Source organism: Chryseobacterium caseinilyticum, assembly GCF_014837145.1.
Classification (GTDB): domain Bacteria; phylum Bacteroidota; class Bacteroidia; order Flavobacteriales; family Weeksellaceae; genus Chryseobacterium; species Chryseobacterium caseinilyticum.
The window spans coordinates 378069-391933 of record NZ_JACYFS010000001.1 but is presented as its reverse complement, the minus strand read 5'-3'; the positions used below and the strand labels follow the sequence as shown (position 1 = coordinate 391933).

Here is a 13865-nt window from a genome sequence, read left to right as displayed (position 1 = left end):
GATAATTAGTTTTTTATTTCAAGTTTATCGCCTTTTGTGCGGGCATTCATTTGAGGTGCATAATAATTCTGAAGGGTTGCAAAACCGCTGGAGAAACTGCCCGCTGCATTACAAACGAGATCGTACTCAAAAACGTATTTTCCTTTCGGCATATAGTAAATATAAAAATTGGTTGAAGCGTCTTTCGTTGCCTGATAATAACCCAAATTGTTTTTGTACTGATATCCCGAAAGCACATCTACAGGCTCCAGGCCGGCAGCTCTCATGTCTTTTAAATGTACATATTGCATCGGTCGGTCTGAATTCAAAATCATTCTTACCGTAAGGCGGTCTCCCACATTCAACGGACTGTTTTCTGTGATTTTAAGCAATTCTTCGCCATTTGTAGTTTTAACTTTTTTGTAAAACTCTCTCGTCATCGAAATGTAGGTCTCGGTAGATTTTGCATTATTGATATCTTCATAATATTGCCAGAACAATCCGCCCTGAACAATTCCCGGACCTGGCTTGGTTACCGTAACCTGACCTAATTTTGGATCTATTTTATCAGAGTTGATGGTCTGTTTCAGAAATCCTGTGGTTTTAGTTTGAGGTGCGACTTCTTTTCCACCCCAGATTACCGTTGCTTTATCGGCTTCAGGCGTTGTCCACGATTTTCCGGAATTCATCATAATGTAAATAATTTCCGCCGTCGTTCTTGAATTCCCCCACGAATTGGTTTCTTTTTGTGTGGCCAGCCAAATCTTCGATTCTTCGATAAAATCAATATCATTCGGTGCTATTTTGGCTAAAGCTTCGATGGCTCCGGCATGATTTACAGCCTTAGATTCGTACCAGCCCCAGTCGTTGAGATTTTTCTTCCAGTAAGCACCCTGAGTTTCCGATGAAACTGAGGTTTCTTTTAAATAATGTATTAATTTTCCGGATGTGTCTTTCAAACCATAATTATCATAAATAAGTGCCGCACGATGCACACCGTAAAACGTTAGATCTGTGACTTTAAATTTGTTGGCTCTATCGATAATCATTTGTTTTAATCTTTCACCTTTTCCTGTAATGGGATATTCTTTTTCCCAATAACGTCGGGTATCCAGATAATCTAACGCAAAATTGCTCCAAGGATTATCTTCCGTTTCTTTCCAATATCTTTCTAGCTGAGAATCTATATATCCGATGAGTCTGTCGACCATATATTTTTGTCCGCCGGGTTGGTATTCTGAAATGTTTTCCTTCAGCCAAACATTCATTTTACCTAAATTTTTAAGAATATATAAAGAATTGCTGTACGAACTTTCGTATCCCGGAAGCCATGGGAAACCGCCATCACCATTTTGGTAACGCAGCAAAATATTCCAGTCTTTGGCAATAGAGTTTTTCATCTGATTGACCTCGAAAAGTCGTGCAACTCTGTTCATCGTTTCCGTTTCAGACTGAGATTGCAGCACCCAAGGCGTTTCTTCCAACAAAACCTGTTTCAGTTCCTGATTTTTTTCAAGATTACTTTTCAGCAGATCAGCGGTTTTATATTCATCAAAAACGGCTTTCATTCTCGGATTGGCTTTAAATATTTCGGTTCCTACCACATCTGCAAACCAGGTATTGAACCAGTCATCCGAACTGATGTTTAAATTTTCACTCAAATCCGGCAAAGCAAAAATAATTTCCCAAATCGGATTGGTTTTCAGTTCTAAAGTATTTCTCACGTTTTCTGCCGTTCCCGTGGTGTAATTAGCGAGACTTTCCAAAGTAAAAGTTTTGGTCTGACCTTCTTTCACGAAAATCGGAACTGCGTCTGTCAACAACATTCTATTCGATAAAACGGCCACGGGAATCTGCTCTCCATCCGAGAAATCGCCTGCTTTTGCCACCACTTTAATGATGATAGAATTTACTCTATTGTAAGGCGTTTTAATTTTCCAGCTCGCTACAGCATTTCCTGTATTCTGAACTTGAAAATCCTGAACTGAACCCGTAATTCCAAATAAAGATGAAATATCTTCGTTGGTGTCAGCATTTAAAATCTGAAGTGAAACCTTTCCATTCAGGGAGTTTTCGGTAAGGTTTGAAATTTTAGTTTGGAAACTAAGCTCATCTCCTTCCCTCAAAAATCTTGGATAATTTGGAGTAACTGAAAGTTTTTTCTGAGTGATGATATCCTGCTCTAAAACTGCCTGTCTGTCGTCTTTTGTGTGAGCGAGAAACATTAATTTCCATTTGGTTAAAGCTTCCGGAGTGGTAAATTCAAAACTTACATTTCCATTGGTATCGGTTTTTAAATGAGGATAGAAGAAAACTGTTTCGTTAAGGTTTTGTCTTGCATTTACATTATGCAGATCTTCATCTTTTACAGGTGGCGGGGGCGCATCATCTTTATCTAAAACTCCATCGCCATCTGTCTCTGCAAAACGACTATCAGACATTTTTCCTGAAACATATACCTCTTCCGCAACCATTCTTTTTGGTGAAGGACATCCATTATAAGTATCCAATCCCGGAACATTTGGGCAGGCATCTTTCATATCATCAATTCCGTCGCCATCCATATCTGTCGTTAAACCATATTTTACCAATAATTCATAGAAAACATTTTCATCAAACCATTTGAGTTGTGGCAGATTGATTTGCTTGGTTTCAAGGTATTTAACCTGTTGATACCAGTACAGTTGTGATGGATAAATCTCAACATTAAAATCTTTGAACACATTTCTCGGCCGATAAATTTTCGTCCATGAATATTTATTGGGAACAAATTTATCCAGCGATTTATCATACATATTCGCCAGAACTTCCGCAACAACCTTTTCCTTTTCTCTGCCTAAAATTTTAATACTCCATTTCTCTTTTGAGTTGGGCTCCAGCTTGTCTCTGAAGGTTGTCAATTCGATTTTCAGAGGCGGATCTTCATTTTTAATGTTGAGATTAATATATTCGTTCTGAACATCGTTGTACTGAGCCAGAACGAACTGGACATTATATTTTTCAATATTTTTATCTAAAGAAATTGTGAGTGGATACAAGAGAATTCCGTTTGAGAATTTTTTTGTTTCCATTTTAGGAGCGCCAAATCCGTCCTGAACATAAATATTAACTTCAGCATCCGGAATTGCAGAATAAGCATAAATAGTTACTTTCGAACCTCTGATCACATCAGTTTTAGGCCCGATAATTTTTAGAAAAGGAAACTGATTTTTCCCAAGACGGTTTTTATCCCAAACACTGAAATCCTGTTCGGTTTTTATTGAATCTTTGCCCTCAATATTATAAATTAAAAGTCTGTAAGTTCCCGCATTCAGTTTTCCGAAATTGAGTTCTTTTCCGGATTTTGTTTCGTCGGTAATTGTTTTTAAAACCTTCCAGTTTTTCTGGTCATCAGCTTTGTCATACCGGTCATGTGGGAATTTGTTTAAAAACTCATCTCTTCCCATTTTCGGAAGATTTTGAATATTGTTTTTAAAATTATTTCTTAAAATCCGCTCCGGTTGCTTCAGTTGCATCAGTTTAACTTTGTAACTCTTGTCCAAAGCAACATCATTGTAATTAAAGCTCTCGACTTTTACTTTAAGATCTTCATTTGCAGAAGCTTCTGAAACTGGATTTGTTTTTAAATAGTGCGATACCGAAGCTACTTTCACATTGGTTTCGGCACTTTGGGTTTCGCCGTTCAGGTCGGTAACGGTTGCATTTACCTTGTAATTATGAACCTGAATTCCTTTTACGTTTTCATCTTTTTTAAGATCAATTTTAATGGTAAATTCTCCCTTTTCATTGGTTTCAACCTTTCCTAAAACTGAATTTTCGTTGCTGTATTCTGCGGGATACCACCAGAAATATCTGTTTCGGATATTTTCTCTCTTAATATCAAAATTTACTGCAGTTTTGCTCAACGGAACTCCAGAAAATGTAGTGACTTTTCCTTTCAGTTCAATGGTTTGACCATATTTGTATTCACTTTTAATTGTATCAAATGTGATTTCAAATTTTGGCCTTTTGTATTCTTCTACTGAAAAGTATTTCTGATTATAACGGTTTCCAGAAACATAAATCGAAAATTTTCCATTCAGTCTGTCTTTGGGAATTTCAAAACTTCCACTGAATGAGCCAAAATCATTGGTCGTGAATTTTTGTGAAGATATTTTTTGATGGTTAGTATCAAACATGACCACCTCCTGCTCCCTATTAACAAGGAGAACATCTTTACGCATTTCATAAACAGGCCTTGTGGCGATTACTTTAAAATGAACGGTCTGTCCGGGTCTGTAAATTTCTCTGTCAAGAAAAACCTGATACAATTCTTCATGACTTCTGTAGTCATCATCTCTGTCATAAACAGAATTTAAAATATTAAAATCTCCCGAAACTGCATCATAAATCAGGTAGGGATGATAATCGTGATAACTTTTTATGGATGGAAATTTTGCAAAATTATCAGTCTGAATCAGTATTTCGGTTTCGCTTACATTTTTGTAATCCCTGAAATAATATCTCTGAAGCTGGGTATTTATTTTTCTTTTTCCCGTTTCTCTTTCAACCAAAATGTAATCTTTCTTTTCATCATAAATTACCCTTGAAGAAGTAGAAATGAAAAGAAATTTTGAAACATCTCCCCCATTGATATATTCACCAATATACAGGCCTTTTGGAAGACCTTTCATTTCCAGTGAGGTTGAATAATTTTTATAGTCTTTTTGATTGGGAAGTTCAAAAACATCAGTTCTTACTAAAGTTTTATCGATTTTTTTGTAATATTCTGCATAATCAAGACTTTGCAGATAGAGCAATTGATTTTTGAAATCGTTAACCTTATAAATTTTTATTTCAAAGCGGTCTGCATTTTTATGCGTTGCCACCAGATGAATTGGTTTTTCGGGGATATTGTGTTCTTCATAAAAAACCTGTACAAAAGGACTTTTAATGTTATTTTCTAAATAATCCAGATTGCTTACAAGTTTCGAATTGGGATATTCTGATTTTATTTTTTCAATCCAGCGGATGGCTTCTTTAAATTCAGATTTTCTCTGTAATTCTTCGGCAATTCTTTTAACGATTAAAATTTTATATTCGCCTTTTTCGGGAGAATTGACAATGTCAATCTGTTTTTTCAGAAACTGCTCGTCGGTTTTTATACTGTTTTCAAAAATCAAATACTGATGTTGAAAATAAAGCTGTGGATTTCCCCTGTTGAAACTGATTAAATTCTGATAAAGATTTCTTATAGAAGTATGGTTTTCCTTTATTTCATCTTTCGTGAAAATACTTTCATTATTCAGAAAATCTATATTTTTCTTTAATTTCCAGTCATACAGAGTTGGATAATAATCGTAATCGGTATTTTCGCCAAGTGCTTCTTTGTAAGATTCAAGCCTTACTTTTTTGAGTTGATTATCAAGTGCTGAAAGTTCGGCAAACTTTTGTGTAAAATGATTTTTATAGTCGAGCTTCGTCCATGTTTCAATTTCAGAAATATTTCCTTCCGCCACATTCGTCCGATTCTGAATTTCATATCTGGTACGGTTGAAATATTCTTCAAAAAACTCTATTTCAAGGATTTTAAAGAACAAAAGATCATCTTTTTTAAGTTGATTTTCGGTTTCTTTAATTTTTGCAAAGAATGCGGAAGCGTAATCATTTTTCGTATCGTCGTGGGTTTCCTTATAAATTCCAAATTCTGCCTTTAAAGATTTGATGATCTGTGGAGCATTTTTATCCCGGATTGCCCTTTTCTGGATGTCGAAAATCAGCGGAAGTGACGATTTGAATTCTCCGTTTTTATAACCTTCGGCAATTTTTTTCCACTGCTCTTCATAAGAATTCTGAGCAGAGATGAAAGTTGTGAAAAATACAAATAACAGTAAAAGACATTTGGATATGGTTTTCATATGTAGATTTTATTGTTTTAATTTGTCATATGTTATCGCCACATTTTCATCGGTACCTGTTTGCAAACATAATTAATGGCGATTTCATAGGTCTTAATTTTGTCTGAATGAATGCTTTAAATTTACTGAAAAAATACATCATCGACAGCCAAATATTTGTCTCTTTGATGGGAACTTTTTTTGCGGTTTTTTTCATGCTGGAACAGCAAACCTTTCGCTGGCCGACCGTTGCGCTTATCTTTATCACTTATTTCAGCGGTTATCTTTACACAAAATATCAGAAAACGAAATATTTCCCCAAAATCCTTATCCTGAATTGTTTTGCAGGCATCGCTTCAGCAGTTTTAATTATTTTAAACCATAATGAAATACGCTTGATAAAATGGTTTATCATTGTCGTGCTCGGCTTACTCTACAACTCATTTTTTCTGGAAACTTACATTAGAAAAATTCCATTACTGAAAGTATTTTACGTAGGTTTGGTCTGGGGTCTGATGAATTGCTGGCTTACATTACCCGAATTCAGTCTGCCTATTTTTCTGATCAGTTTTTTATTTATTACCGCTTTGGTTTTGCCATTCGATATTCGCGACATGAAAAGTGATACAGTGAAGACTTTCCCAATGATTATCGGAGTTCAAAATACCAGATATTTAGCTTACTTTTTAGTTTTCGCAGCGACTATTTTGGGTTTTATTTATTTAAAACTAAACTTTTCTACAAGCTTTTTCATAACCTTGATCTCAACCTTTATTCTCATCTACTTTTCTGAAAATTCAAACAGAGATTCTTACTTTTCGTTTTGGGTTGAGCTTTGCTCGGGACTGCCGCTTTTGTTTTTAATTCTGTCTGAAATGTTTTACCTTTACTAAAAATTTGTAGTGATGGAATCTTTCGAAACAATTCAGAATAAATTACTCAGAGCAATCTCAGAAAGCGCTGACCGTGAAAAAATTGTTCGTTTGTGGAAATTCTGGAATGACGAAAATTCAGATTTTTCAGTTTCAGAGCCTGTTTCATTTTATGATTCTGAAAGACCAATGACCGATGAGGAAGTTGATGAATATTTTAAGGAAGAAGTGGTTGTTTTGCCCGCTAATTTAATGAAGATGATTGAAAGAGGAATGGATGATGTGAAAAACGGAAAAGTCTACACCGAAGAAGAAATCGACAAAATGGATGAGGAATGGCTAAAATAAAAGTCGTATGGACCCATTTTGCCAAGCAACAGCGAGACGAAATTTTTGATTACTGGAACAGAAGAAACAAAAGTACATCTTACTCTAAAAAATTGAAACACCTTATCAGACAAAGGACAAATCAATTGAAAATTTTTCCTTTTACAGGAAAAAAAATGCTCACTGAAAATGTCCGAATCTTGATTTTGAAGAATTACAGCTTAGTTTATTACATAGAAAAAGACACTATTTCCATCATATCCTTTTGGGAAAATCATCATAATCCTGAAAAACTGGACAAAATTTTAGGATTATGACCATCAACAAACTTACCCTCTACAACTTCAAAAATCACGCAGAAATGCACTTCGCTCTTTCCCCGCAAATCAACTGTTTTGTAGGCAACAACGGCGTGGGAAAAACCAATATTCTCGATGCGCTGCATTACCTTTCTGTTGGAAAAAGTTTTCTGGGAAACAGCGATTTGAATAATATTCTTGATGATGAAGATTTTTTCACCATAGAAGCTGAAATTCGAAATGAAGACTCTGAAGATATTATCAAAATTCTTCAGCCCAGAGAGTCCAAAAAAGTGATTAAGAAAAACGACAAAAGCTACGAACGAATGGCCGATCACGTGGGTTATCTGCCCAGTGTCATGATTTCGCCTTACGATTCAAATTTAATTTCAGATTCGGGTGAAAGCCGCAGAAAGTTTCTGGATTCGATGATTTCGCAGACCGATTCTTCTTATCTTTTTGATTTAATTCAATACCAGAAAACCGTTCAACAGAGAAATGCTTTGCTGAAATACTTCGCCAAAAACAGAACCTGGGACAAAGATTCTTTGGAGATTTATGATGATCCCATCGTAAAATCGGGCACGAAAATTTTTGAGAAGAGGAAAGAGTTTGTTTCACAGCTCAATCCGATTGTTCAGAATTTTTATCAGATTATTTCCGGCGGCAGGGAAACTGTTTCTGTAAAATACGAATCTCATTTGTTGGAAAGCTACGACATCAACCAGCCTGAAAAGGTTTTCAGAGATCTGCTACACGAAAATATTGACCGCGACAGAATGCTCACTTACACTTCAAAAGGCATTCACAAAGATGACCTGCTGTTTGAAATGAATTCAGTTTTGATTAAAAAAATAGGTTCTCAAGGACAGCAAAAATCTTTTTTAATATCTTTAAAACTTGCCCAAATGAGTTTAGTAAAAGAACTTACAGGCAAAACTCCGATTCTTCTTTTAGATGATATTTTTGATAAACTGGATGACAATAGAGTTTCGCAATTGATAGAATTGGTGAATCAGGAGAATTTCGGACAGATTTTTATTACAGATACACATCGGGAACGAACGGAAAATGTGGTGAAGAGAATTAATGAGGAAAGTGTAATTTTTGAGATATGAAAAAATATTTCGCTCTTTTATTATTTTTAGCTTATTCTCTCACTTTTAGTCAAAAGCAAAAAACATTATCAACAGTTAATGGTGATGAATCGAATATCGTAGTGAATAAGAACTATAAACCTATTTTATTCGGACAGAGAATGAAAAAGTATCCTTTTAACAAAACCACAAAAGTAAAAATCATTTCGTATAACTTAGAGTTTAATAAAAGTAACGCTTACGAACCTGCACCGCCTCCACCCAAAACGACAGAAGATTCGATAAAGCTAAAAGAATTTTATAAAAGACCCCAATCAATAGCACTTAAAGAAATTATAGGTACTCAATCCGAAAAAGGAATTATTGAAACTACAAATTTGAACTTTGAAGAAGTTTCGAAATTAAGTCATATACTTTATAATACCTGCAACAAATATATCATCAATATAAGGTCACAATCTGGTTGTTTCTTTCCAAGAAATGCTATCTTGTTTTATGATGAAAATGATAAAGTATTTGAAATTTTTGAAATTTGTTTTGAATGTGAAAATAGTGAAAGTTATCCATCAAAATTTTTAAATTGGAAGAATACTTGTGACCAAATTTATCCTGAATTAGAATTATTTTTCAAAGCCAAAGGTTTGGAAACTCAATATCTAAAAAACACCAGATGAAAAAATTTAAAATTATTCTGAAAATATTCTTTTTAATAACCGCATTAATAAGCTGTGGAATTGAAACCGAGGATAAGGAACAGATTTTTTACCTTTGGACTAATGGCGAACTTCCGAAAGATGTACAAACGATTAACGGTAAGTATTGGGAATCTGGCCATTTTACTAAAGAATACGAAGTTTATATTCACCTAAAGCCGTCGGAGAAATGGTGGAATGAATTCAAAAAGGTGAACGAATTGGAAACTCATAAATCAAATTTTTCAGAAGAGATCCGGCTAAAATTAAAACCAGATTATAAAAGAGTGATAGAAATACCAAAATGGTTTAGACCGAATAAAAATTCTACTGTTTATCAAAAAACAGATTCGGAATTTTTTTGGAATGAAACGACCAGAGATTTATTTATTCACGAGATCCAACTATAAAAACACTCAGATGCGAAAAAACAGAAAACGCGAATTTCAATCCTCAGAACTGGTAAAATCTTTTGCCAGAATTCATGGTTTTGAAGATAAACTGGTGGCGTTTGAGATTAAAGATTTCCTTGAAGACTATCTTGATGAAGCTTTATTTGGTGAAATAAAATCTGTCAATCTCGAAGATAAAATTATTTCGATAAAAGTAAATTCACCTCTACTGAAGCATGATTTTCAGATGAGAAAAAGTTTTTTCCTAAAGAAATTTCAGGAGAAATTCGGGGAAGAAAAGTTTAATGATCTTCAGATTTTGTAGGAATGCTGTTGCTTATTAAGGCATCAGATTTCCTGTCGTAAACCGAACGCATCGGAATAAAGAAACTGAGCGGACGGCGTAAAAAATACCTGAAAATTTCGCGGTAAATATCTCTTACTTCACCCAAATTCAGTTTTCTGGAACGGAACGCCAAAAACATGGAAAGACCGAAGCTCACGGCAAAGTTGAAAAAACCAATCAGAAAAACGGTGAGAAACGACAGCCAGAAAGTGTAACTGTCTACCGAAAAGTCTTTTCCGTAAAGTCCCAACGCAAAATTTCCCGCAGCAAATGTGATGTGACGGATATCCAGATCAAGTCCGAAGAAAAAACCGATTGGCGCAGTTGCTCCCAGAAAAACACCAAACCAGAAATTGGAAATTATTCCAGCCCAGTTTTTTGCGTAATATTTTGAAAGACTCCTGGCAAATTTTCCCCCAAACCATCTCTTGATAGTCAGATTTTTGGCAATCCTGTCTGGGATTTGATAGAAGACCGAATTGTTGGCAATATTCCCTGAAATAATCCCTGAAATAAACAGGTAAAATCCTGCAATACTCGCATGAAGAATGGCTTTCGACTGAAAAGGATCCAAATCCTTCAGAAGTTTATCTGATCTTTCCACTGCTAAATTCTGAGAGAAAAAAACATCTAAACCATAAATAATCGCCAGCGCAATCGGGAAAGACAGCAAAACATTTCCAACAAATGCAATAAACTGACTTCTGAATAGCCTGGAGACCAAATCTGCAAATTCGGTATAATTTTTCTGTGAATTTCCCTGTTCAGAAAGCACTTTAGTCATTGTAGCAGCCGTCATTGCGGGCTGTTTGGTTGCCAGAGTAAAACTCATCAGATAAATCATCACAAAACCCATCGCGTAATTCATCGCATACAGAAAAGCATGAAAAAAATCACTGCCGGGCATAAAGCCGTACAACATTTTCAATACACAGAGTGCACCTACGATAATTCCGCCACCGCTGGCTTTGTAGAACATACTCATGTACTGTTTGCGGTTTGCCGTGATGTAGTGACTTCCTGTTTCTGCAGTGTGATTGGTTATTAAATGTGAAATCAGTCTTGTACTGTCATTGAAAAGTTCCGCAATATTATTTTTATGAGATTTATAAGATAAAATATTAAATATCAACTGTTTAGACTTCAACAAATCATCTTTTTGTGAATCTATGACCAAAAGATTGGCAATTTCAAAAATTCTTGTTGTCTGCTGTCTGATTTTTAAAAGTGACTGATTGATCTTCCCTGAAATCCCATACTTTGAGGAGTTTTTAAAAGAAATATTTACAAAATCCAGACATTGTTCAGTGTAGATTTTTATCTGTTTGTAACGGCTGTCTTTTGACGAAAGCTGGAGTTTGGGATTGATTTTAAATTCCTCAGCCAACGCTTCCAATTCATTCTGGAGTGCTAAAAAAGGATTGTCAAAATTCCTGTACTCAGGAGCCATTCTCACAACGTCGACCTCCAGAGCCATCCCCGTCACCCGCCACGACAGGATATTCATTGAAAAAATAAGTTCGCTTTTTACCTTTTCATTTCTGATAAAATCTGAAATTCCGAGCAGCTGTAATAACTCATCCAATTCATTTTCAGGAATATTGTGAAAATATTCAAGATCTTTTTTAGGCCTCGCACTGATGTTGTCTATCAGATACCAAACCGTCTGATCATGCTCTACGGACGGCAGAAATTTATTCAGAGTCCGCTTTCTCAGTTCTGAGAAAAAGGAATTTTCAGAAAGAATATTGGCTTCTGTGAGGGATAAATTGAAAGGCCTTTCAGAAAAAATATTTCTGATGTATTGAGAAAAATGATTTTTTTGCTCATCATTGGCTCTAAAATAAGTCAAAACATCTTTAAAATCAGACTTTCGGATGCCTTCCAGAAACTCTGCAAGAGGATCAAGAGACTTCGTATCATTTTCAAATGAAAAGTATTTGGAAAGAACTGTTTTAAAATTTTTACTGGTCAAATCAAAGTATTTAAAGGCCGATGTAGTTTATTTTAAACTTACATTTTTCATTTGTCTCATGATCCATCTGTGTTTTTTGTTGAGATACGCTGACGGATTTTTGGGATCATATTTTTTTGGATTTGGCAAAACTGCGGCTATCCAAGCCGCTTCCGACTGATTCAGATCTTTAGAAGATTTCCCGAAATAATATTTTGAAGCGGCTTCAACACCAAAAACGCCGCGCCCCATTTCGATTGAATTGAGATAACGCTCCAGAATAATATCTTTCGACCAGACTTTTTCGATTACAAAAGTGTAAACAGCTTCTAAACCTTTTCTAAGCCAGCTTCTCTGTTGCCATAGGAAAACATTTTTTGCTGTCTGCTGCGAAATGGTACTTCCGCCACGGACTTTTCTTCCTTTTTCGTTATTTTCATAGGCTTTCTCTATTGCTGTGTAATCAAAACCATCGTGATTGAAGAACTTCTGATCTTCTGATGCGATCACTGCTTTTTTTACATTAGAACCCATATCTTCGAAAGAGATGTAGTCTCTGTCGAGTTTACCAAACTCTATCAAACCACCTATCTGAGTGATGGTAATTGGTGGATTAAAGAATCTTCCCCAAATGATGAAAAATACATTTAAAAGAAGTATGATGAAAAGGAGTTGCTTTATTTTTTTCCACATAGGCTTAAAAACTTGGTACAAAAGTAAACAAATACTGCGAGGTTACTGCAATTCTCTGAAGTATGTCAGCTGGTAATCCGGAAATAACTGAGGATGAAAAATTTTAATGTAATCCTTCAGTACCACATCTGAACGCACTACTCCACTTTCGAAAAAATCGTTGGCAGTGGCAGTTTGCTTTCCACTGTACGCGTAAATTTTCCCTTTATTGAAAACATTCAGTTTCGAGTACAAGGCATTCATCATTAATAAATCTTTTTTCGCAATATGATTTCCTGCATTTACCCACATACTGATTGCATCTGATTTGGCATAAACCTCTTCAAAACTCATCGTAATAGCCTTGTCTTCAGTATTTTTGTTCAGAATATAGTTGGCATTGGCATCAGAAATAAAATTGGCAACCGAAGTTTTGCCGCCCGGCATATACCACACATTTCCATACATCTCATTGGCTAAAACATGAGGTTTTGACTTAGCTGAAGCTGCAATCTTTTTATAATTGCTATAATTGTTCTCGATTTCTCTGAATTTCTTTTCCGCCAGTTCTTCTTTACCTAAAAGTTTTCCAAAAATTTTCAGATAGGAAGATTTTTCAAGGGGTTTCTGTTCTAAATATTCATCAAGGAAAATGACCTGAATTCCATTAGTTTTCAGAAGTTCATACGTGTTTTCAAAATTGGGAATATGGTTGGTGAAAATAGCATCAGGTTTTAACGAAAGAATTTGTTCAACATCATATTTCTGATCGTTACCCACATTCTGAATCTTTCCCGATTTCACCAAATCCTGAACTTTTTGAGAATAAATATATTCCGGACTCGAAACTCCTGCGATCTGATTTTCTGCCTGCAGCTCTGAAATATAGCCGATCATACTTGCATTTAGAATGATTATTTTTTTGAAAGGAAGGTCTTTTTTCTGAAAATTATAACTGAATTTTCCTGTCTGAAGCTGGAAATTTTCCTGGTCAACCTTAAATTTGGTACGTTCAGATAAAACCTGCCAGTCTGCTGAAGTAATTTTCTGTTCTCTCTTACAGGAAATTAGCGTTAAAAACGCGAATAATATTAAAATTTTTGATTTCATATTTCAAAGAAAACAAAAAATTTGTATATTTGCAAACCTTTAAACAAGGCCTCGTGGCGCAACTGAATAGCGCATCTGATTACGGCTCAGAAGGTTACAGGTTTGAATCCTGTCGAGGTCACTTTTACAACAGGTTAACAATTAAATCAAGCTCATTTCAACGTCTGAAGTGTCGAGATCTAAGGGTTAACCTGTTTTCTTTTATCCCTTTGTCATAAAGCCGTCACAACGATTCTGACCAATTCTTTT

The 13865-nt window shown here is 35.2% G+C and carries 11 protein-coding genes and 1 tRNA gene; 8 read left to right on the top strand and 4 right to left on the bottom strand.

The genetic code is table 11. The features are described from left to right. Positions 1 to 5: 5 nt before the first annotated feature. Complete coding sequence (locus IC610_RS01885) at positions 6 to 5876, bottom strand: alpha-2-macroglobulin family protein (RefSeq protein ID WP_191734979.1); 5871 nt, start codon at positions 5874 to 5876, stop codon at positions 6 to 8. 107 nt (positions 5877 to 5983) lie between these two features. On the opposite strand from IC610_RS01885, the gene IC610_RS01880 reads away from it, so the two are divergent. Genes IC610_RS01880 through IC610_RS01850 form a run of 7 tightly spaced genes read left to right on the top strand, consistent with a single transcriptional unit; the run spans position 5984 to position 9859 of the window. After that, positions 5984 to 6748 carry a UbiA prenyltransferase family protein gene (locus IC610_RS01880; RefSeq protein ID WP_191734978.1) on the top strand — a complete coding sequence of 255 codons (765 nt, stop codon included), beginning with the start codon at positions 5984 to 5986 and terminating at the stop codon, positions 6746 to 6748. A gap of 12 nt (positions 6749 to 6760) precedes the next feature. Beyond that, complete coding sequence (locus tag IC610_RS01875; RefSeq protein WP_191734977.1) at positions 6761 to 7075, top strand: hypothetical protein; 315 nt, start codon at positions 6761 to 6763, stop codon at positions 7073 to 7075. Then, on the top strand, positions 7063 to 7371 hold the full coding sequence (locus IC610_RS01870) for a type II toxin-antitoxin system RelE/ParE family toxin (protein ID WP_191734976.1): 309 nt from the start codon (positions 7063 to 7065) through the stop codon (positions 7369 to 7371). Before IC610_RS01875 ends, IC610_RS01870 begins: the two co-directional genes overlap by 13 nt. Further along, positions 7368 to 8471 (top strand): DNA replication/repair protein RecF, encoded by a 1104-nt coding sequence (gene recF, locus IC610_RS01865; protein WP_191734975.1) that lies wholly within the window; start codon positions 7368 to 7370, stop codon positions 8469 to 8471. The genes IC610_RS01870 and recF overlap by 4 nt, the downstream gene beginning before the upstream one ends. Continuing rightward, on the top strand, positions 8468 to 9124 hold the full coding sequence (locus tag IC610_RS01860) for a hypothetical protein (protein WP_191734974.1): 657 nt from the start codon (positions 8468 to 8470) through the stop codon (positions 9122 to 9124). The genes recF and IC610_RS01860 overlap by 4 nt, the downstream gene beginning before the upstream one ends. Continuing rightward, positions 9121 to 9552, top strand: coding sequence for a hypothetical protein (locus tag IC610_RS01855; RefSeq protein ID WP_191734973.1), 432 nt, complete (start codon positions 9121 to 9123; stop codon positions 9550 to 9552). The genes IC610_RS01860 and IC610_RS01855 overlap by 4 nt, the downstream gene beginning before the upstream one ends. A gap of 10 nt (positions 9553 to 9562) precedes the next feature. Further along, positions 9563 to 9859 (top strand): hypothetical protein, encoded by a 297-nt coding sequence (locus IC610_RS01850; protein ID WP_191734972.1) that lies wholly within the window; start codon positions 9563 to 9565, stop codon positions 9857 to 9859. On the opposite strand, the gene IC610_RS01845 is transcribed toward IC610_RS01850, so the two are convergent. From IC610_RS01845 to IC610_RS01835, 3 genes are read right to left on the bottom strand one after another with little or no spacing between them, the layout of a single operon-like run. Next, positions 9837 to 11855, bottom strand: a complete 2019-nt coding sequence (locus IC610_RS01845) for a recombinase (RefSeq protein ID WP_191734971.1) — start codon at positions 11853 to 11855, stop codon at positions 9837 to 9839. The genes IC610_RS01850 and IC610_RS01845 overlap by 23 nt on opposite strands. Before the next feature lie 27 nt (positions 11856 to 11882). Next, positions 11883 to 12527, bottom strand: coding sequence for a monofunctional biosynthetic peptidoglycan transglycosylase (mtgA, locus tag IC610_RS01840; RefSeq protein ID WP_191734970.1), 645 nt, complete (start codon positions 12525 to 12527; stop codon positions 11883 to 11885). A 42-nt stretch (positions 12528 to 12569) separates the two neighbouring features. Continuing rightward, a complete protein-coding gene (locus tag IC610_RS01835) occupies positions 12570 to 13616 on the bottom strand; it encodes an ABC transporter substrate-binding protein (RefSeq protein WP_191734969.1) in 1047 nt (348 codons plus the stop codon). A gap of 47 nt (positions 13617 to 13663) precedes the next feature. Here IC610_RS01835 and IC610_RS01830 point away from each other — a divergent pair. Continuing rightward, positions 13664 to 13737 (top strand) — tRNA-Arg (locus IC610_RS01830). Positions 13738 to 13865: the final 128 nt, after the last annotated feature.